The organism is Pontixanthobacter rizhaonensis, assembly GCF_012972675.1.
GTDB classification, from domain to species: domain Bacteria; phylum Pseudomonadota; class Alphaproteobacteria; order Sphingomonadales; family Sphingomonadaceae; genus Pontixanthobacter; species Pontixanthobacter rizhaonensis.
In genome coordinates, this window is record NZ_JABCRE010000002.1 from 175,001 (window position 1) to 196,007 (window position 21,007).

Annotated in this window: 14 protein-coding genes, 1 tRNA gene and 2 rRNA genes (1 of these 17 only partly in view); 8 read left to right on the forward strand and 9 right to left on the reverse strand. The window is 55.2% G+C overall.

What is annotated here, in order from left to right:
* The 3 genes from HKD42_RS00755 to HKD42_RS00765 all read left to right on the forward strand — a co-directional run.
* Nucleotides 1–1,580, forward strand: a 23S ribosomal RNA gene (locus HKD42_RS00755); it begins 1,211 nt to the left of the window's first position.
* A 125-nt stretch (nt 1,581–1,705) separates the two neighbouring features.
* Nucleotides 1,706–1,820: ribosomal RNA gene (gene rrf / locus HKD42_RS00760) — 5S ribosomal RNA — on the forward strand.
* A gap of 115 nt (nt 1,821–1,935) precedes the next feature.
* Nucleotides 1,936–2,012 (forward strand) — tRNA-Met (locus HKD42_RS00765).
* Nucleotides 2,013–2,113: 101 nt separating this feature from the next.
* Here HKD42_RS00765 and HKD42_RS00770 read toward each other — a convergent pair.
* Together HKD42_RS00770 and HKD42_RS00775 are read right to left on the reverse strand one after the other, a co-directional pair.
* A complete protein-coding gene (locus HKD42_RS00770) occupies nt 2,114–3,502 on the reverse strand; it encodes a sigma-54-dependent transcriptional regulator (protein ID WP_170009391.1) in 1,389 nt (462 codons plus the stop codon).
* A gap of 2 nt (nt 3,503–3,504) precedes the next feature.
* Nucleotides 3,505–4,047, reverse strand: coding sequence for a heme NO-binding domain-containing protein (locus HKD42_RS00775; RefSeq protein ID WP_170009393.1), 543 nt, complete (start codon nt 4,045–4,047; stop codon nt 3,505–3,507).
* Nucleotides 4,048–4,303: 256 nt separating this feature from the next.
* Between HKD42_RS00775 and HKD42_RS00780 the strand changes: the two genes are divergently transcribed.
* The 3 genes from HKD42_RS00780 to HKD42_RS00790 are packed head-to-tail and all read left to right on the forward strand — an operon-like array spanning nt 4,304 to nt 8,210.
* Nucleotides 4,304–5,539 carry a polysaccharide biosynthesis/export family protein gene (locus HKD42_RS00780; protein ID WP_170009395.1) on the forward strand — a complete coding sequence of 412 codons (1,236 nt, stop codon included), beginning with the start codon at nt 4,304–4,306 and terminating at the stop codon, nt 5,537–5,539.
* Nucleotides 5,539–6,948: a GumC family protein gene (locus HKD42_RS00785; RefSeq protein ID WP_170009397.1), complete on the forward strand. Its 1,410-nt coding sequence runs from the start codon at nt 5,539–5,541 to the stop codon at nt 6,946–6,948. Before HKD42_RS00780 ends, HKD42_RS00785 begins: the two co-directional genes overlap by 1 nt.
* The gene (locus tag HKD42_RS00790) at nt 6,903–8,210 is read left to right on the forward strand and encodes an O-antigen ligase family protein (protein ID WP_170009399.1); all 1,308 of its coding nucleotides are present in this window, start codon (nt 6,903–6,905) and stop codon (nt 8,208–8,210) included. The genes HKD42_RS00785 and HKD42_RS00790 overlap by 46 nt, the downstream gene beginning before the upstream one ends.
* On the opposite strand, the gene HKD42_RS00795 is transcribed toward HKD42_RS00790, so the two are convergent.
* The 4 genes from HKD42_RS00795 to HKD42_RS00810 are packed head-to-tail and all read right to left on the reverse strand — an operon-like array spanning nt 8,176 to nt 12,391.
* Nucleotides 8,176–9,153: a glycosyltransferase gene (locus HKD42_RS00795; protein ID WP_170009401.1), complete on the reverse strand. Its 978-nt coding sequence runs from the start codon at nt 9,151–9,153 to the stop codon at nt 8,176–8,178. The genes HKD42_RS00790 and HKD42_RS00795 overlap by 35 nt on opposite strands.
* On the reverse strand, nt 9,153–10,154 hold the full coding sequence (locus HKD42_RS00800; protein WP_170009403.1) for a glycosyltransferase family 2 protein: 1,002 nt from the start codon (nt 10,152–10,154) through the stop codon (nt 9,153–9,155). Before HKD42_RS00800 ends, HKD42_RS00795 begins: the two co-directional genes overlap by 1 nt.
* A gap of 33 nt (nt 10,155–10,187) precedes the next feature.
* Entirely contained in the window at nt 10,188–11,117 is a 930-nt protein-coding gene (locus tag HKD42_RS00805; RefSeq protein ID WP_170009405.1) for a glycosyltransferase family 2 protein, read from the reverse strand.
* The gene (locus HKD42_RS00810; RefSeq protein ID WP_170009407.1) at nt 11,114–12,391 is read right to left on the reverse strand and encodes an oligosaccharide flippase family protein; all 1,278 of its coding nucleotides are present in this window, start codon (nt 12,389–12,391) and stop codon (nt 11,114–11,116) included. Before HKD42_RS00810 ends, HKD42_RS00805 begins: the two co-directional genes overlap by 4 nt.
* A gap of 293 nt (nt 12,392–12,684) precedes the next feature.
* On the opposite strand from HKD42_RS00810, the gene HKD42_RS00815 reads away from it, so the two are divergent.
* Nucleotides 12,685–14,118, forward strand: a complete 1,434-nt coding sequence (locus HKD42_RS00815) for a WecB/TagA/CpsF family glycosyltransferase (protein WP_246236596.1) — start codon at nt 12,685–12,687, stop codon at nt 14,116–14,118.
* A 15-nt stretch (nt 14,119–14,133) separates the two neighbouring features.
* Here HKD42_RS00815 and HKD42_RS00820 read toward each other — a convergent pair whose 3' ends face one another.
* From HKD42_RS00820 to HKD42_RS00830, 3 genes are all read right to left on the reverse strand, one after another.
* A complete protein-coding gene (locus HKD42_RS00820; RefSeq protein ID WP_170009409.1) occupies nt 14,134–16,212 on the reverse strand; it encodes a response regulator in 2,079 nt (692 codons plus the stop codon).
* On the reverse strand, nt 16,205–19,354 hold the full coding sequence (locus HKD42_RS13425; protein ID WP_170009411.1) for an ATP-binding protein: 3,150 nt from the start codon (nt 19,352–19,354) through the stop codon (nt 16,205–16,207). Before HKD42_RS13425 ends, HKD42_RS00820 begins: the two co-directional genes overlap by 8 nt.
* Nucleotides 19,355–19,449: 95 nt before the next feature.
* A complete protein-coding gene (locus HKD42_RS00830) occupies nt 19,450–20,085 on the reverse strand; it encodes a glutathione S-transferase family protein (RefSeq protein WP_170009413.1) in 636 nt (211 codons plus the stop codon).
* A 129-nt stretch (nt 20,086–20,214) separates the two neighbouring features.
* Between HKD42_RS00830 and HKD42_RS00835 the strand changes: the two genes are divergently transcribed.
* Nucleotides 20,215–20,898, forward strand: a complete 684-nt coding sequence (locus HKD42_RS00835; RefSeq protein ID WP_170009415.1) for a glutathione S-transferase family protein — start codon at nt 20,215–20,217, stop codon at nt 20,896–20,898.
* Nucleotides 20,899–21,007 lie beyond the last annotated feature (109 nt).

Genomic DNA, 21,007 nt, shown 5'->3' on the forward strand with positions numbered 1-21,007 from the left:
ATGAGCGGTAGCGGAGCGTTCCGTAAGCGGATGAAGCCGAAGGGTAACCGACGGTGGACGTATCGGAAGTGCGAATGCTGACATGAGTAGCGATAAAAAGGGTGAGATACCCTTTCGCCGAAAGACCAAGGGTTCCTACGCAATGCTAATCAGCGTAGGGTAAGCCGGCCCCTAAGACGAGCCCGAAGGGGGTAGTCGATGGGAACCACGTTAATATTCGTGGGCCTGAAGATGTGTGACGGATCGTGGAAGTTGTATGCTCTTATTGGATTGAGTGTGCAGCCAAGCGGTTCCAGGAAATAGCCTCTTCATATAGACCGTACCCGAAACCGACACAGGTGGTCAGGTAGAGTATACCAAGGCGCTTGAGAGAAGTATCCTGAAGGAACTCGGCAAATTGCCTCCGTACCTTCGGAAGAAGGAGGCCCTGATTCGAGGCAACTCTTATCAGGGGGCACAGGCCAGGGGGTAGCGACTGTTTATCAAAAACACAGGACTCTGCTAAGTCGGCTTCAAGACGACGTATAGGGTCTGACGCCTGCCCGGTGCTTGAAGGTTAAGAGGAGGAGTGCAAGCTCCGAATTGAAGCCCAAGTAAACGGCGGCCGTAACTATAACGGTCCTAAGGTAGCGAAATTCCTTGTCGGGTAAGTTCCGACCTGCACGAATGGCGTAACGACTTCCCCACTGTCTCCAGGATATGCTCAGCGAAATTGAATTCTCCGTGAAGATGCGGAGTACCCGCGGTTAGACGGAAAGACCCCGTGCACCTTTACTGCAACTTCAGAGTGGCATTAGGAAAGAGTTGTGTAGCATAGGTGGGAGGCTTTGAAACTTGGGCGCCAGTCCAAGTGGAGCCATAGGTGAAATACCACCCTGCTGTTTTCTGATGTCTAACTAACTACCGTTATCCGGTAGTAGGACCCTCTGTGGTGGGTAGTTTGACTGGGGCGGTCGCCTCCTAAAGAGTAACGGAGGCGCGCGATGGTAGGCTCAGGACGGTTGGAAACCGTCTGCGAGAGTGCAATGGCATAAGCCTGCCTGACTGCGAGACTGACGAGTCGAGCAGAGACGAAAGTCGGTCATAGTGATCCGGTGGTCCCTCGTGGAAGGGCCATCGCTCAACGGATAAAAGGTACGCCGGGGATAACAGGCTGATACTGCCCAAGAGCTCATATCGACGGCAGTGTTTGGCACCTCGATGTCGGCTCATCACATCCTGGGGCTGGAGCAGGTCCCAAGGGTTTGGCTGTTCGCCAATTAAAGTGGTACGTGAGCTGGGTTCAGAACGTCGCGAGACAGTTTGGTCCCTATCTGCCGTGGGCGTCGATACTTGAAAGGAGTTGCCCCTAGTACGAGAGGACCGGGGTGAACATGCCTCTGGTGTACCAGTCATGCCGCCAGGCGTGCCGCTGGGTAGCTATGCATGGACGGGATAACCGCTGAAAGCATCTAAGCGGGAAGCCTCCCTTGAGATAAGGTATCTTCGAGTCGTAGTAGACCACTACGTTGATAGGCCGGGTGTGGAAGTGCAGTAATGCATGAAGCTAACCGGTCCTAATAACTCTGATCGCGCTTGATGAATCCCACCATCAACGACAGGCCTGAATTGGCTTGCTGTTGATGTCGGAAGACATCCAGCCAGATCGAACGCCTAATACAAACGTATCGCATCGATTAAACCCGTACATCCACTGGCTTTATTGCTTGGTGGCCATAGCGTCTGTGCCCCACCCGATCCCATCTCGAACTCGGCCGTGAAACCAGACAGCGCCGATGGTACTAACGCTTAAGCGTTGGAAGAGTAGGTCGTCGCCAGGCATTATAGCTGGTGGATATACGCGGTAAAAACCCATTCATAAGTCAAAGGGCTGACCCATCAAGGGCAGCCCTTTTGGCGTCTCTGGAGTATACTCCTTTGATGCCATATCGGTGACGCGGGATGGAGCAGTCCGGTAGCTCGTCAGGCTCATAACCTGAAGGTCGTTGGTTCAAATCCAACTCCCGCAACCACCATTATTACGGCACCTCATTGAAAACCCATGATTATTCAGCCTCACTGTTGCCAGTGGGGCTTTTTGTGTTGGCTATTGGAATACTGTCGAAGGCCGAGCTTAGTTCCACTTTTCCATTTTTCGATACAGTGTGGAGGGGCTGAGATCGAGGGAGCGCGCAGCCTTGGTGACATTGCCGCCCATCTTGTCGATGCGCTGCGTGATTACGGCCTGTTCGATAGCCATCATGGTCATGTGACCAAACATGTCCGTGGCCGGCTCGCCGGGTGTTTGGTGCGACGCTATATCTGCGGTGTCATCCGCGGGGCTGGCTTGCGAAGCCGTGGGCCCGGCACCAATGGTAATTTCTAATTCGGGGCCGGAACCCATGACGATTGCCCGTCTGATGGTGTTCTGCAGCTCGCGGACATTCCCTGGCCAAGCATGGGTTGAAATGGTCCGCCTGCTTTCGTCGCTGACGCGTTCAAATTCTTTGCCTTCTTCGCCTGAGAACTTCTCGACGAAGAAATCGGCAATCTGCTGCACATCATCCCCGCGCTCACGCAATGGCGGAAGCTCTAGTGGGATCACATTCAACCGGTAGTAAAGATCTTCCCGAAACCGGCCTTCCGCGACTTCTAGTGCGGGGTTGCGGTTGGTGGCGCAAACAACGCGGACATTAACCGGCTCGGGCCGGCTAGCGCCCACGCGCTGGATCATGCCGGTCTGAAGAAAGCGCAGGAGTTTGACCTGAAGCTTCAATTCCATTTCGCACACTTCATCGAGAAACAGTGTGCCGCCATCGGCTTCCTTCGCGGCGCCGATGCGGTTTTCTAGCGCGCCAGTAAAGGCCCCTTTGACGTGGCCGAATATCTCTGATTCCAGCAAGTTCTCCGGTATGGCGCCGCAATTGAGTGCTACAAACGGCCCTGAGGCGCGGCGCCCGCTTTTATGGATCGCATCCGCTGCCACTTCTTTGCCGGTTCCGCTTTCGCCGGTGATGAACACGGTCGCGTTGGAATCAGCGATGTTCTCGATCGAACGATACACTGCCTGCATCAAGGTGGATTCGCCAACGAAGCCCTGAAAGCGGTCCTTCTTTCTGATGGAACGGACTGCTTTGATTTCGCGATTGAGTAATCCCCGCTCTGCTGCATTGCGTACGGTGGTGAGCAAACGCTCTGAATTGACGGGCTTTACCAGAAAATCATACGCACCGAGCCGCATTGCATCGATCGCCCGGGTGAGCGAGCCATCGGCAGTGATGACGATTACACTCGTCTCGCCCAGATCATCCGAATATGTTTTCAGCAGATCCAGCCCGTTTGCATCGGGAAGCTGCAGATCCAGCAAGACGACTTCAAAGGATTGGTTGCCTGTAAAAAAGCTCGCGGCTTCCGCGCCGGTGCCGCATACTTCGACGTGGTGACCGGCCTCGGTCAGCTGTGCCGCATAGCTCATCGCGAGTGACGCGCTGTCTTCTACGATCAGGATACGGCAGATGGTCATGGTTAGACACGCTCTCTTTCGGTAATCACAAAGCGGGCAGATGTGGGATCAGCATCCGCTTGCCATTTTACGGTTCGATCGTCGCCGTAATGGGCCATGCATCCCCGTACCAAGCCGAAAGCAATGTGTGCCATTGGCCGGTGTGACGAATATTCAATCACCATTTCACCGTCTGTTTGGACAGTCGACACCTTAGGAGGCTTCGCATCGGGATACAGAACCACGACCTCTTGGTGGATATGCGAACCAACATGGTCGAGCATCGATTCCGCAGTCTCGTATCGTGCGATGATGTCGGGATACAAAATGGTGAAACGGTGAAACAGCCATTCGCCATATTCTATTGAAAGATCGCTGGCAGGGATGCCGCTCTTCTCGCTGGCGATTTGGACAAGCCTCAGGGCGTGCGCTGCGGGATAGGTGCCGATTTTGGTGAAGGCACCGTGATTTGGCAATGCTGCGGCGTCCAGCACGTCTTCGGCAAATTCAGCTCCGGCCTTATGTTCTACAAAGCCTAGCAGTTCGGTAAAAATCACACCCTTCATGGGATCTCCTTGCGTTCTTGTAATGCAAAAATATGCAAGAACTATGCCGAACAATAGGTCGCGGAATTGCGCCGTTTTGCGTGGTTGAGGTCTAGCATTATGCGAAAATAGTTGCAAATCGCGAAATATTGCTGATGCAAAATGCAAAAGTGGTTTCGCGAATTGCTAGGCTTAGGTGTTATACCGAGGGTGAGGGCAAACTGGCACGGTACTTGAAAAGGTTATCCCAACTGTAGTTTCGCAGATTGGAAGATTGATGTTTAAAGCTGTCCTCAACGCCGCCGTCGCTTCGCTTGCCTTGGCAGGCTGTGTCGCTGGCCCGGCACCGCAGAACTTTCACAGCAGCGCTTGGGCGCCTGGCCAAAGCGCGCCGCAAACAGAACAGCCCGATGGCCGTTGGTACGGTGAACAGGCATCTGGTGCAGGTACCGCTACGTGCAGTGCATCACCTATCCGGCTTCCTGCGACCTTGAGCAGAGTTGATCCGGCAGCGTTGGCTGCCACTGCGCTAGTGCTGTCACCCGGCGACCGGCTGCAAGTCGATGTTGCTGGCGATGATGATATGCTGACCGGGGTGTACGCCATTCAAAATGACGGCACGTTGGCGCTTCGCAATTTTAAGTCTGTCCACGTCGCTGGCCTGACCGAGCAACAGCTTACAGCCACCCTGCGCCGTGAATTGGTGAGTGCCGGTTTGATCCGCCCCCTTGCTTCGTCTGTCAGTGTGCGAACCATCGAAGCCAGCGGCGTATCAGTGGCCATTTCAGGTGCTGTGTTCGCGCCTGGAAGTGTCCGGCCTGGCGAGCGGAGCCCTGAAGGTAGAATTGGCCTGAAAGAAGGCCCGGCAACGGGTGATGCCAATGCGGGACGCACTTTATCAGCCGCCATACGGGCTGCAGCGGGCGTTCGCCCTGATGCAGATATCGGGCAGGTTTATCTGATCCGGGGCAATGAATATGCCGTGTTCGATCTTAACGGTTGGGCCGAGGGCTGGCCGGCAATGGACCCTACGCTGTCCGCCGGTGATCGGATCATTGTGCCGGAAACTGATTGCTTCAATGACAAGCTCGTTCGGCCGACTGCGATTACTCAACCGGGTATCCGTGTATTTATGTCTAACTTGACTCGCGGCGCGAATAATAACGCTGGTGCCGGGGTAGGGGAAAAGACAGGGTCGCTGCCATACGGCACACGCCTGCTGCAAGGACTTGTCGCGATGAACTGCGTTGGCGGCAGCTATATGCAGTCTGATCGCCGGGCAATCCTGATTTCGCGCAACCCGCGCAATGGCCAAAGCATCGTGATCGAGCGTGATATCGAGAAATTGGTCCGTGCCATCGACCGCGATGAAGCTGATCCCTACCTTATGCCCGGCGATGCTCTGGCTTGCTATGACAGCCGCTGGACGAATTTCCGCGAGGCGCTCAGCCTGGCATCCGATGTTGCCAATTCGGCAACGCCTGCAATCATTCTTGGTAATGCGGCAAACTGATGGAACAGGAAAACACCCAGCCGCGCCGGATCGTAAAATTCTGGATGCTTGTGCGTGACGGTTTGCCGTCTGTTGGCCGCTACCGCCGGTACATTATCGCGGTGCTGCCTCCGCTGGCGGCAATTTGGCTGCTGACGATCGCATATGTTGCCCTGGCGCCAACGCGGTATGAAAGCGAAATGACGCTGATTTTGCCTGGTAGCGGCGTCGGTGGATCGTTGAACCTTGAATCTATCGGACAGGCTAGCGGCACTGCGGCTTCCGCATTCTCAAGTACGACCCTTAGCCCTACCGAGAATTACAAACGGCTGCTTATGTCCGACCGTGTCGTCAGTGCGGCGGCGGAACTTGCAGGCGAGGAGGCTGGCGCGTTTCCGCAGCCGAGCATTAAACTGGTCGATCAAACCAACCTTATCGCGGTTGATGTGACCGGCAGCAGCCCCGAGCAGGCACAGCAGCGCAATGCTGCGCTGCGCGAAGTGTTTTTGGCTGCGCTAGATGATTTGCGGAACGATGAAGCGGTGCACCGCGAAGAAGCAGACCAGGCCCGCATCGCAGCACTTGCTGAAAAGGTGGAAGAAGCGCAACGTAAAGTCCTGGAGTTTCAGGGCCGGTCCGGCCTTGTCTCGCTAGACCAGTTTAACAACCGGATTGCGGCAATGGATGATTTGAAAGCGCGGGAAAGAGAGGCGCGAACCGCCCGTAGCCAGAACGCCGCCGTCGCCGGCAGGCTTGCGTCAACGCTCCGTGTTTCAACCGGCACTGCCAATCGCGCGCTGCGATTGTCTTCCGACCAGGCGTTCCAACAATTGTTGGGCCGGTATTCTGAGGTTCTGACCAAAGAAACCGAGCAGGGCGGAACACTGGGCCCGGCCCATGCCAAAATGGAAGCTTTGAGATCGGAACGTGAGGAGCTGGAAGCTGCGTTATCCAAACGGGGCGCGACTGTTACCGGCCTGCGCTCTGCTACTGTGATGAAGTTCGCCGAACTCTCTGTCTCGGACACGCGCGCATCCTTGTTTGAAGGTCTTTTGCTGAGCGATAGTTCAAGCGCAGGCTCCAATGCGGCACTTGCGGAAATTCGCCGTCAAATCGGTCAACAATCGGCCAAGACGGGTGAGTTGGTAGAGCAGGCGTCAGAGCTTGCCGGTCTAACCAGAGAATTGCGGGTTGCAGAAGCGGTGTTCAGTTCAGCACTTGCGCGTGTAGACACCAATAAGTCAGATCCTTTCGCGTCTTATCCGCTTGTTCAGACTTTAGAGGCACCATCCTTACCGCGCACAAAAGCGTCACCTAAGCCTGTTTTCGCAATCGCCGGTGCATTTGCGGCGTCCATTCTCCTTCTAATCGGGTTCATGTTGCTATGGCTGCGTCAGCCAATCATCCGCAAAATCTTGCCGAACGTCTGATATCTCTCACGATACAGTCAACATGGCTGCTGTGGTTGATTGGCGGGCTGTACATTGTCGGCCCGGTGCTGGGATGGGTTTTGGCAATGCTTGCGGTGCAGGAGCTGTATGTCGCGCCGGGCAAGGCGGAAGCAGAGCGACCGCCCAAGCCGGGATGGGTAATCCGACTGTGGTTGTGGGGCATGCTGGCAATGTTGGTCGTGCTATGGATCGGCCACAGCAATTTTGAACTGGGCGCAGCCAAAACGATCAAGTCTTCGATCGGTTGGGCAAAGGGGTGGGCATTGCTCGCCCTTTTCCCGTTTGCGGCGTCTGTCCTCTCGATCAGGCCAGAGATTATCTACCGCGCGGTTTGCAAGCTGGGCATGCAGACGTTGATTGTTCTTCCTGTATTCGTGCTGGCTCCATTTATCGGGCTTCCAGACACCTTATGGGTTTCACCATTGCAAATAGTAGGGGGGTCAGGGCCGGAGTATTTTGCGGCTATCCTCTACACTATTGAGCCAGGCGCAGGGACACCGCGGTGGCAGTTCTTCGCCCCGTGGTCGCCGGCGGCCGGGATGATTGCGGTCGTGTTTGTGCTTTTATCAGCGCAGGAGAAAGAGATCGGCTGGAAAAGCGTCGGGATAATCGCAGGTTTGGCGCTGGCGATATTGTCGCAGTCGAGGCTCGCGCTGGTCGCTTTGATAGTGGTGTTCCCGGTTCTTTTCGCGCTGGGGCGGACGCGCAGCCCCGTGGTCTGGATGATTGCGGCACCGGTTGTTTTGCTGGCGGGCTTTTTCGGGCCAACGCTGATCGAATTTGCAGATCAGCTGATGAGCGACTTCCGCGGTGCAAGAGCGGACTCTAGCCGTGTGCGCGAAGCGTTGGGCCGTATCGCTGTCGAACGCTGGAGCAATGAAGCGCCGTGGTTTGGTCATGGGGTGGTCGAAAACGGGCCGCACATGGTCGAATATATGCCAATCGGCAGCCATCATAGCTGGTATGGCTTGCTATTCGTGAAGGGGTTGGCCGGCGTCATGGCATTGGCCGTACCGCTTGCGGCCAGCGCTGCGATGTTGGCGATTAAAGGAACCGCCGGCCATTTGGCGCGGACCGCGTTTGGCCTGGTGTTGGTCTTAGTGCTGTATAGCTTTGGCGAGAATCTGGAGATATTGAGCTATTTGTATTGGCCTGCCCTGATTATCATCGGGACCGCGTTGAAAAGCGGCACGCCGGGCCAGAGCATCAGCTCTGAAGAAGCGCGATCCACTGTCCAATAATCTGCCCGCGCATACCCGACACTTCTTGCCGGGCTGCATGGCTCATTTGATCAAATGGAAGCGTTTGGAAGCGCTCTATCGCACGCATAATATCGTCTGCGCTGTCGCATTTGGCGGCAAGACCAGCATTGCCGACTTGTTCTGGCAGCCCGTCTATATCCCCCACAATTATCGGTCTGGCAGCCAGCCGCGCTTCGGTGGCGACCAAGCCGAAGGCTTCCCATTTTGAAGGAACAATGACCGCGTCTGCGGACTTTAGAAACCCGCCGATATCGCTGATCGGACCGTAAGTGGTAATGTTGCTCGCCGCCTGCGCAGCGCGGTGCAAGTCCGCCTCGTCAGGACCGCTTCCGGCCAGCTGTAATTCAACTGAAGGCCCGATCTTGGCGACGGCATCAATCAGCGCTGCGAAGTTTTTAACCTCGGAAAATCTGCCATAAGCAGCCAAACGCAGTGGCCTGCCGCTGCGCCTTTCGGGGGCGGGGATTGCAAGCAGCTCTTGCCGCCCGCTCCACGGATGGATTGTACGGCAGCGGCCCGGTTCCAATCCGACCGCGCCGGTCAGCCACTTTCTCTGCCCGTCCGAAACGCAGACAATTTCGTCAAAGTGCCGGAGCGCGAGGCGCAGCAACATTCTGAAGCGGTTGGTGTTTGGTACGTTATGGTGTTCAAACGACCGAGTGTAACTGTGTTCGATGTGAATTAAGCGCGCCTTCGGGTTCCGTAAACGAAGCGTCCAGAAGAACCCGATGCGTGCCCAGCTCGCCGGAAAATGTGTTATGATCACATCTGCATCGAGTTTCGGTGCCACATACGCATTCCGTGCAATTGGCACCGTATCCGATGATGCGCCGCGGGCCAGCTCGGGCTCGTCAAACACGCCCAACGCACGGACCACGCCGCCCATCCCGAAATCGTCAAGCAGATGGACTATTTTCAACATCAAGCAGCGCCTTTGAGATAGGGTCGCATCAGCAGTTTGAACCGCTCGGCACCGATGATGGAACCGACTGCTACTGCGCTGGCTGTCACAAATGTCTTGACCGGTTCAGCGATAGCTATGGTCGGGGAAGCGGCGAGGGCACGTTTCATCAAGTCACGGGCAAAGCCGATTTCGCCAAGCTGCAAGGCGCGCCGGGTAAGATAGCGCAGCTGATAGCCGCGTGCCGCCCGCCCGTGCTTTGCAACCAGTTCAGGTGCGAATTCAGTGGCTTTGCGGATCATCTTTTCCCAACTGACGAACTGATTGACGATATTAGCTGACAACGCGCCACCGACAATCCGGTAATCGGTCAATTGGCCTTCGATACCTTCAAATTGTACATTGTGGGCGCCTGCCAGACGGACCCAGAATTCGATATCTTCAGACTGGCGGAACGTCTCGTCGAACCAGCAAGTCCGGCTTGGCTCATCAGGATGTGGAAATGCAGCCCGGTCAATTGCGGATTTCCGCAGCACCGCTGCACTGCCATTGCCTACAGGGTTTCGTTTCAGAATGTCACCTGCATCAACGTTGGTCAGTTTCGGTTTCATCGCAACCGACATCTTAACACCGTGCTGGTCCATCATGTCGGATCCTGCATAACTTACCCCGATATTCCCGCTTGCACGAAGGTGAACATAGTGAAGCATGAGCTTTTCAGGATGATACCGATCATCGGAGTCCAAAAGGGCGATGAAAGGGGCGCGTGCCTCTGCAATTCCGGTGTTGCGTGCGCCGGGTAACCCGCGATTTGGCTGGCTGACGATCCGTATCCGCGGATCTTCATAGCTACGCGCAATCTGCATCGAACGATCATTACCGCCATCATCGACGATAATCAGTTCAAAGTCGGTAAGCGATTGGGCAAGAACAGAATCGATCGCTTCCGCAATATATTGTTCTACATTGTAGACCGGCATGACGACTGAAATTTTAGGTCGAGGGGCGTTGATGTGAGACATGATGAAATCCTAATCTGAAGAAGTAAATTTGCGTTATGCGAATACGCGAGTGCGGACCCGTGCTGGCATCGCCATTCCGGCCAATGCACCGGCCAGGGTCAGGCTGCCGCGGCGCGGGTCGGACATGAAACCGCGCGGGCTAAGGGTGAAACCTTGTGCAGCGTATTGGACAGCTTTGGAGGCGGGCCCACCGGTGCGCAGGGCGCGACGTGACAGGTACCGGAAGTAGGTGGCCTCGGCTTGGCGTACATTGATGTGACAAGCATAGCGTGCGGCGAGCATGCGCCAGCCAGCCAGCATTTTCTCCAAGTCTGCCGACAGGCCGTCATCGCTCATCCGGTAATCGGTGAGTGTTTCAGCGATCCCTTCGATAACGCCGCCACTCGCAACCAATCTGGCCAGCCATTCTTGATCTTCGGCATAGTTCATGCCTTTTTCAAAGCCGCCATTGCGTAAAAACGCCTTGCGGGTGACGACCAGGTTCGATGTTGTGCAAACAGGGTTGTCGGCAATGATCTGGTCGATCTGGATCGGGCCGGCTGGAACGGAGCTGAAGGTCTTTATTTCGCCGGTTTTCGCTGTAATCGTCTCGCGGAAAGCGATCCGGGCGAAGCTGGCATCCAAAGACGGTTTGGCCTGATGCAGCTGATGATGGATGACAAGTTTATTGACGCGCCAAGCATCGTCGGCGTCGAGGAAGGCCAGCAGCGCGCCGCGGGACATTTCGGCTCCCAGATTACGGGCCTCCGATACGCCGCGATTTTCCTGAGCGATAACGCGAATACGCTCGTCTTCGCTCGCCAGTGACAGAGCAAGCTGGAGAGAACGGTCGGTTGAACCATCATCCACCAGGATCAGCTCCCAATCTTGCAGGCTTTGATTGATGACGCTGGCAACAGCAGTCGTGAGCGTTTCATACGCATTATAAACGGGCATCATTACTGAGATAAGTGGAGTGTTCATGATGGGATCCTTTCAAGGGATGATGTGTGATTTGCCGTGGTCGCAAGGTCCGCGATGGCTTTGGGAATAAAGGTAAGTGCGAGGCCGGTGACGTATCCGGCACACGCAGCTTCAAACGAAAACTGCGCGCCGATGACGAGGCCGGTCAGCGCAGCGATAGTGGCGGCGGCGCTGATCTGTGCTTCACGGCCTGTGCTTTGAGCGGCGCGGTAGAGCGCACTGAGGCTCGCCGCTGCGAAAAGCGGGATGCCGCCCAGGGCCAGGATGGAAACATAGAATGATGAAGATGCCCATGTTTCGCCGAACAGGATCGGCACATAAATTGGAGCGAGCGCTGCTTGAGCAATGATAATCGGCGCGAAGAACAGCAGTCCGAAACCCGTCACCCGGCGTGCTTCCAGCAAACGTGCGGCTGAAGTTTTGATCCGAGCAAGATGCGGAAACAGAACGATACCAAATGCGGATACTAGCGATTGGGCAATGCCGAGGCCGGCGTTGAATGCGAAGTAGTAAATGCCCAATACTTTGGTGCCGAAAATTGCACCAATCAGAAGCTTGTCTGCTTGCGCGCGAAGGGCACTCATGATCTCGCTGCCGAGAATGCCCGCGGCATAGAACCGGAATTCGGATAGTGGGGCAAAACCTGCGGCTGGTTTATTGGACCAGCTACGTGCGCGGCGTACCATGACTGTCCAGACCGGCGCAGTCAGCAGTTTTGGTAGCGCGATTGCCCAAGCGCTCGGCCATACAACAACAAGGATCATGGTCAGAATGTGGTCAAGGATGGTTTGGCTTGCGCCGATCCGGGCTGTCGTCGCCAAATTGCCATCGCGCATCAGCAGGAAGACTTGAACCAAGCCGGGCGGCATGATGAAATAGACCACAGAGAGAACAGCCAGCATGATCGCTGCATCCGCCTGGGCAAAGCCAAGACCTAGAATGGCCGCGATCAGCATTTGAATAATTGCAACGAGCGCACAGACGCCCCAGAACAGGCGAAGGGCGGTATTGCAAACAGCGTCCAGCTCCTCGTCGGTTGCGACGATGATGCGTTGGCCGATGCCAGCATTGGCAAGTACGCGAACAAGTTCAAAGATGCTGAGCGAGAGAGCTGCAGTCCCTAGAATGAGCGGGCTGGTGAAGCTGGCGATAACAATGATCGCAACCAACCGGACGATCCGGGTCATGGCCTCTGCCGAAGCATATGCAAGGAAGGCCCTGATTAAAGGCTCCATCCCTGCTGGCAGTCTTTTTGCAATTGTTGTCACCGACATGGTGTCTCTCCAATGAGTTCAGCCCCACCGTTCCAAGACTCGTGCCAGTTTGCGAAAACGTATATAATCCAATAGCTTATCGATTTTCGGATGGAGTATCCCAGATGGCAACTGTTGCAATTTGCGAAAAGTATATGGAGCTGTTGCAAAACGAGATTGCAAATTGCGAAAATCGCACTTCAAGTCTCGCATCCAGCGGCTTGGATTGACCTAAGGTATTGAATTATAATAGATATGTGAAACTGGCACATACAATGCAGATGGTATCCCAACGCAATTAGGGAACATCAATTATGTCATACTCAGCAATCAATCTTGATGCCGCCGCATATGAAAGAATCTCGATGGAAGAGGCGACAGACGGCGTGCTCTGTTGGACTGAAAAAGCGAAACTGTTTGGTCTGCCGCTGGTATCAAGCACGAAAACAGAGGTAGCCGCACAGCTTGTCGCTGCAGCGGCGCGTGGGCAGCGATTGATTGTCAACTTTGCCAATGCACATTGCATCAATACTCTTAAAGCAGACAAAACATACGCTTCGGCGTTGCGTGCCAGCGACCTGATCCTGCCGGATGGTAGCGGCATGCGGATCGCATCCAAGCTGGTGGATCAGCCATTCAAAGAAAATCTCAACGGGACTGATCTCTTCCCGGAAATTTGCCATGAAGCCGCACAGCACGGTCAGTCGATCTTTCTGTTGGGCGGGGCACCTGATGTTGCGGAAGACGCAGCGCGCACCATGCAAGACCGGGTCAAGGGGCTTGAGATTGCAGGCTGTGCAGACGGCTTTTTCACCGATGAGGAAGAGGATGGGCTGATCGATCTGATCAACGGGTCCGGCGCAGCCATCCTGATGGTTGGATTTGGTGTGCCGCTGCAAGAAAAGTGGATTGTTCGCAACCGTCATCGCTTGAACGTTCCAGTCGTTATGGGTGTCGGCGGATTGTTTGATTATTATTCCGGCCGAATTCCGCGTGCGCCTCATGCTATCCGTGCCGTGGGGTGTGAGTGGGCCTGGCGACTGGCGATGGAACCTCGCCGTCTTGCTCGGCGCTATATCGCCGGTAACATCGTGTTCCTCGGCCATACATTGCACAATGCGTGGACCGAAACAGTTGCAAAGCCGGTCTTTTCACCGGCGACTAAGCGATCTCTCGATATTTTCGGTGCCTTCATGGCGATCATGATGCTTTTACCGCTCTTCTTGTTGGTCGCGCTTGCTATCAAGCTGGAAGATCGCGGGCCTGTATTTTTCAAACAGCTGCGCATCGGTGAACATGGCCGTAGCTTCCCGATGTATAAATTCCGCTCAATGTACACTGACTCGGAGGAACGCCGGGCTGCGCTGTTGAAAGACAGCGAGCGCGACGGGATCTGCTTCAAAATGCGCAATGATCCGCGCATCACCAAGACCGGAAAATTCATCCGCCGGTTTTCGATTGATGAACTGCCCCAGCTGCTGAACGTATTATTCGGTCATATGTCACTTGTTGGCCCACGTCCTGCACTGGGTTCTGAAGTATCAGTCTATCAAAAATCGGCCTATCGCCGTTTGGGCGGCAAGCCGGGTATCACGTGCATTTGGCAAGTGTCAGGCCGGGCAGAAATCCCATTCCAGAAACAGCTGGCAATGGATGTCGCCTATCTGAAGAACCGCGGTATCATAACCGATCTTTGGTTGTTGATCCGGACTATTCCGGCAGTGCTGACCGGGCGTGGCGCTTATTAATCTGCCTGCCAGCCTTTACTGATCTTTGATCATCGCTTCAAAAAGATCGCCGCACGCTTCGAGCGTCGCGGCGATTTTTTGTTTGAGCAGAGCAAATGGTTCGCCATCCAAGGGGGCGCTGGCCTCCCTGAATGTGGCGATTGCCGCGAGCAAGCCGATTGCGCCGATATTGCCTGCTATGCCCTTCAATGCATGGGCTTGCCGGTCTGCGGCATCGGTATCTTTTTCCGCTACAGCCGCCTCTAGCTTGCTGCCATAATTCAGCAGATCTTCCCGCACAGCCGCCAGAAACTTCTCTCGAAACTGCACTGGCAAGGCCTCGAAGGCTTCGCGAAAGCGCCGCAAATCAAACAGGCTTCCGGTTTCATTACCGCCGTCTTGCGGCATCATCGCGGTTGTCAGCGCTGCTCGCAATTCGGCCAGCTGAATCGGTTTGGCCAAACATGCCGACATTCCTGAGGCGAGCAGCCGATCGCGTTCGGCCTGAAGGCTGTGCGCTGTCACGCCAATCACCGGCGTTCTCGATTGCGGCAAGTCGGATGCGCGAATGTGCCGGACGGCTTCTTCACCTGTCATCACAGGCATTTGGACATCCATCAAGATCGCGTCAAATTGCTGGGACAAAGCGGCCTCTACAGCCTCCAGTCCATTGACCGCAGTTTCAACCCGGCACCCAAGGCGTTCGCAAAAGCCGGTTATGACATACCGGTTGCTTTCGGTGTCTTCCGCAATCAGGATTGTCGGCTGGTCGCCAGCCTTATTGCGTAAAAAGCCTGTTTCTTTGGCATCGTCTGCCTCGTGCACTTGGAGCGGAAGCGAAACAACAAGGGTCGCAGCGGGCGATGCGCTGATGTCAATTACCCCTTGCATCGCGGCAATAATGCGTCCCGCCCGGCGCAATTGCGGCTCGGTTGCGGCCAGTTCTTTCTTGCCCTGCGCGTCGATATCTGCGGCTAGTCGCCCGGCAATCATCGATATGCAGAGCCCGTCCTTCCATGTCATGTCGAGCTTCACGTCGCCCGCCGCAGAAAGGCCGTAACCGATCAGATTATCGAGCGCTTCGCGTAAACGGCTAGCATCGACAAATGCTTTGGTGGGCAGCGCGCCGTCTATCGCTATCGTCAGGACACCGCCATCCTCGCTTTCCGATGATGCGCGATCCCAGTAATCTTGCGTTTGTTCCGCCAGTTGTTCCAAATCTGTTGGGTTTGGAAACAGGGTAACGTCGGTTGACCGGCCCTCTGCCTCATCAATGACTTCGTTTACCAGAGACCCGAGACGTTCCGCCGCACGTGTTGCGAATGCCAGTTTTTGGCCGTCCTCTGCTGACCGTTCTTCTATCGAAAGCAAGTCCATCATTCCGGTGAGCGTGTTAAGCGGCGTCCGGAATTGGTGCGCCATATAGGACAAGAAGTCCGTCCTGGCCTTCAGTGCAGTCTCCGCCTGAGCCTGCGATTTCGCAAGGGTGCGAGACAGCCGGTCTAGCTCTATAACTCTTCGTTCCGCCCGCAATTGCAACGCACGGACCGCTCTTTGGTTGGCCCGGCTTTCGGTTATGTCGCGAACAGAGCCGGAGACAGATTGGAAAGTTCCATCGGCCCCCACCTCTTTGCGCAACTTCCAACTAAGCCACCGCAATTCCCCATCAGGCCGCACTATGCGGTGTTCAAAACTATGGTCTGTGTCCGCGCTCATCTGTTCAAAGAATTGCACCGAGCTACGGCTAATTCGCCCTCGGTCCAACGGATGTATGAGGGATATCAGATATTCCGGATCGATTGTGACATCCTCGGCAACGCCCAGAATGCGGTTCAGTTGGACGGAGCTATGATACGGCTTTCCGCGTTCTGCATAAATCGTCGCAAAGCCGCCAACCCGCTGCGCCGCGAGTAGCTTGGCACTTTCGATATCAAGCCGTTCGGCCAGTTCGCTTTCCCGCCGTTGCAGGTCGCGATTGGCCTGATCCAGCTCATGCATTCGGCCTTCAAGAGCCGTTTCGGCATCGGCCAATGCAGCTTGCGCTCTGGCCAATCGGCGTTCGAGGATCTGCGCGCGTTTTTCCAGCGGAATGTCGTCAAAAGGCGTGTCAGTCATCTGCTGAGCCATTCAAGAACGCGGTCAGCAAATCAACGGATATGCCTCCAGACATTTGATCGCCGTCTTCAGCGGTGACAGAGCTTATGGCGATTGCCTTGGCGCCTGGAAACTGCCGTTCAAGTGTTACCGGCAGAATGGCCGTGTCATCATAGAGAACCACATCAATCTGCGTGTCGACCGATTTTGCTTCCTGAATAGATTTTACGCCCTGCACGTCAAAACCTAGCTCATCCAGCACGATTTCAGTGGCGATCCGGCTGGTTGCAGCGGCTTCGATGACTATCGCCGTTTTGCCGGCACCGGGCCGGACAGAGGATGCTGCACTTTCGGCTTTTAGTGCAAGTTTTAGCCAAAAGCTGCTTCCTTCGCCGGGCGTGCTAGATGCGCCGACTTCGCCGCCCATCGCGTGGGCCAAGTCTCGGCAGATCGACAGTCCCAAGCCGGTCCCGCCATAATCAAGTTGCGTAGTTGCTTCTGCTTGTTCAAATTTCTCGAACAGCCGGTCCAGCTTCTCCGGCGCGATCCCAATGCCATCATCGGAAACGGTGAACAGCAGCTCAACCGTTTCTCCCGAAGCAGATTCCAATGCCTCGCACTCAATTCGGACTGTGCCGTTACCCACAAACTTAACCGCATTGCTGGTGAAGTTTGCCAAAATTTGTTGAATTCGGGTGGGATCACCCAGTAGCGTTCCGCGGAAGCTTGACCGTGTTTCGATCTTGCCCTCGTTGCGCTTTGCGAGAGGGACAAAAAGCTCGGCAGTCTGGCGGATGAGTGCAGCCGGCTCGAAAGGACGGTGATCCAGAATGACCTTACCGCTCTCCAACCGTGCTTGCTGCAACACGTCGTCAAGAATTCGCATCAATGCCTGCGCCGAACTTTCAATCAGATCGAGCGCGCGTTCTTTCTCGCGGGCCGATCCGCCGCTGCGCATCTGATCAAGCATTCCCAAAATCCCGCTCATCGGAGTGCGGATTTCATGCGACACTGAAGCAAGCAGATTCATCCGCATTTCCGCCGCTTGCTGTGCTTGATCTCTGGCCGCTACCAGCTTCGCTTCGGCTTGCTTTTCCTCAGTAATTTCGCGGGCGATGCCGAAGTAACCAATAACCTCTTCTGTCCCCGCTGTTGTGGCGGCGGCGATGGGTTCGCCTTTGATCTGAATGAATGAGGCACCGCCGCCTGGGGCATCGAGCTGCGCGACAACATCAAATTGTGTTTTGGCCGCAACCGCCTCAAGAATTGTATCGGCAGTGCCGTTACCTTGGTCGGTTTTGAATTGGTTGAGTATCCGGTCCAGCTTCAAAGGTTTGTCGATCGGCAGGCTGAACTGGTCACCAATCCAGCGCGAGATCGTCAGAGCCTCATTGTCCAGATCATAGGTGAAATGGCCGAGCATTCCGGTATCTTCGGCCATATTCAAAAGCCGGAGATTTTCCTCCATCTTCGCAATTCTGCGGTACTCGTCGCTGCTATCGCGAACGATGTAGGCATACCCGTCCGTTTGCCCTTCTTCGTTCTGGATGACTTGAATAATTTCGGTCGCCCAAAATGACCTGCCGTTGCCGCGGTATCGGCGTGGAGCCTGAAAGAGCCTTCCTTCTTCCTCAACCTTGGTGAGTAGCTGTTTGAGCAAAGCTATTGAGTCTTCCGCGGGGTCAAAAATTTGGCGCAGCCCTTTGTCGTTGCGCTCATCCCAGTGGAAGTGCTCCTTGGCTGCACGGTTGGCGCGCCTGATTTCTCCATTTTGATCGAGTAAAAGGATCGCGTAATCATCAATCGCATCCACCATGGTGTCGAATGATTGAGACATACGTAACCGTTCGCGGGAGACGCGCGATTCCATCGCATCAAATGCCCGGTTAAGCCGGATAATTTCATCATCGTTTGTAGATTGCCCTTCGCTTTCGCTGGCAGAATAGGACGAGATACTATCTGCGCGCTCAGCAAGGCGTTTGAGCGGCACGGCGAGTTGCCACCGCGAGAAGATGATGAGGAACAAGGCAAACGCGGCGGTGGCAACGGCGCCCGCAAACAGCACGGATCGGGCAGCCTCAAACGCTTGCCCGCGCACTTTGTCGCCCGCAATCACTGAAACGATGAACCATTTGGGCTGATCCATCTGGACAAATGAGTAATATTGGTCGCTGGCTTCCAAATAACCCGATGTGGCCTTCCCTTGGCTTTGCTTCAGCAAGCTCCACAGGGCCGTCAGAGCCGGATCTTGGGAACTATCCAGGTCGAGAAAGTCACCGGTCTGTGCGTTGGATTGAACGGTATATTGAGGGTGCCTGATCAGTTGGCCGCTATTCGTGATCACGATTTGCGACGTTTCAAGCGTCCTGCTCTCTTCTCCGGTGTCAGGAAAAATAGTGTCGAGTAACACACTGGAACCCCAAGCCCCCAGATGTTCACCGTCCACCCGAACGGGCATCATACATCCGGTGGTCCAAGTCTTGCGTTCTTTATCATATAAAATCGGCTGAAGACTGGTGCACCGCATCTCTCCGGCCGGATTATTTGCCGGAAGAGTGATGGTCGAAAATTCCTCGTCTTGAAACTCCAAATCGGTCGGCGCTTCTTTGCGATAGAAAAGCAGATTGTCAGGCCGCTCCGGGGCGAACATTATCAGGTCGTTGTCCGGTGAAAAGAAATAGAGGTTGTTGACCTTTTTCGGCAGTCCTTCGGCCATTGCCGTCAACGTATCAAATGCTGCCAACAACTTCGCGCGGCGATCTGCTGTAACAGCTTCGTCCGCTATGAATGCACCATATCCGCGCGGCGAAATGCCTGCGGCATCGCCTGTCCACAGACGGTCTGCGCTTCTTCTGGTTCCGTCACCAAACCTTGGGAAAGCCCGGTCAAAGCGGGCGGCTCCACTGGGCGGCGCTGCAAGAGCAGAAGTCATTAACTCCGCAGCTTTTTTCTGAGCGTCAGCAATTTCTTCAAATTGAACGGCGAGCTCTTGCTGTGAAAAATCCCGTCCTTCGTCGAGCAGGGCGATGGTGGAAGAGATCGCCCGCTGGCGCGCGCTTTCATATGCTATCCAAGTGAGGGCACTGAATAACAGTATTGCAGCGGGCAAAATCAAAGCGATCGCCCGGCCACTGAGAGTTCGGAGTTTTATATTGTCGAACACATCTGCATATGTAGCTGCAACTGGTTACTATACCAATTACTCAATTGCATAGAAACAATCAGATTTTCGGTTGCGCTGCGGCGAGACGGGAAGGGCTAGGTCTGGAAAGCGTCCCTTTGCGCCAGCGCTGCGTGCCAGCGTCCGATATTGCGGTGTGTTTCTGTAGGTCGTTTGCGCACAACTTTGGCAAAGTCGATAAACACAAAAGCTGTAATATCAGCGACTGAGAGCTGCCCTGCCGCCACAAATTCCCGGTCGGCAAGATGGCGGTCAAAGCCGTCCACGAAATTGTCGATCATCTGCATGCCGCGTTCTGCCAGTGCAGGAATTTGCTCGTAATCATGCGGGCCGGGCAATGCGCGCCCCTTCATGGCTGGGTTGGCATTGCGCAGGGCACTGGCGACACCCATGCCGAGCTCCTGTTCAACCTTCCATTGCCAGGTTGCAATCTCCGACTTTTCCATTGCGGTCGAACCCATCAGCGCAGGATCGGGATATGTTGCTTCAAGCCATGCAGCGACACCGGCATTGTCGGTTAGAACCGTGCCATCTTCCAATTGGAGCGCCGGGACAGTGGCGTTTGGATTGATTGCGCGGAACGCTTCGCCCATCTGTTCTGCCTTGCGTAAATCGATTTCAACGACGCTATGCGGAACGTTTTTTTCAGCGAGAATGATCCGGGCACGGCGCGGACTGGGGGCAGTTTTGCAATCGTAAAAAATCAGCGGCATCGCGCGTACTCCGGCTGCTCGGTTTCTGGGGCTTCTTAGATTCTACTGCGTTGCCGGTACTGGCATTGTTGGTATCATATCGCACTGCTACTTTTTGAAGACAAGCATAGTAATCAGGGTATTGGCGCGATGATCGATCTGTACACTTCACCGACCCCAAACGGGCACAAGGCATCGTGCACTTTGGAAGAGCTGGAATTACCCTATCAGGTTCACCCAGTTGATCTGACCGCAGGCGACCAGAAGACAGAGGCCTTTCTGTCGATGAACCCCAATGGCCGTATCCCGGTGATTGTTGACCGCGGAAATGATGATGTGGCGGTGTTCGAATCCGGCGCGATTATGGTGTATCTGGCGGAAAAAGCCGGGCGGTTGCTACCCACAGAGAGCAAATCGAGGGCGCGGGTGATGTCGTGGTTGATGTTCCAGATGGGCGGAATCGGCCCGATGATGGGGCAGGCCAACGTGTTTTACCGCTATTTGCCGGAGAAAATCCCGGCCGCGATTGATCGCTATCAGAACGAATCGCGCCGCTTGTTTGAAGTGCTCGACCGGCGGCTGGGCGAAAGCGAGTGGTTAGGCGATGACTTCTCGATTGCGGATATCGCCAATTGGTGTTGGGTGCGGACGTATCGCTGGTCTGGTGTGTCCCGTGATGGATTGGATAATCTCGACCGGTGGCTGGATGCAATGAAGCAACGACCGGCCTTGCGGGCTGGTGTTCAAGTGCCGGTACAGTCGGAAAATGCGCTGAAAGACGATGCGGCGACCAAGAAATTTGCTGAACGGGCGCGGGGCAATATTCAAACATAAAGCCGTGAGGATGCAACTTCGGGAATGCGATCTAGCCAGCCATTGGCGTGACCCAAACGGGCGCTACTTGCTGAATGCCAGTGCGGGCTAGGCTGATGTCACGTTAAGC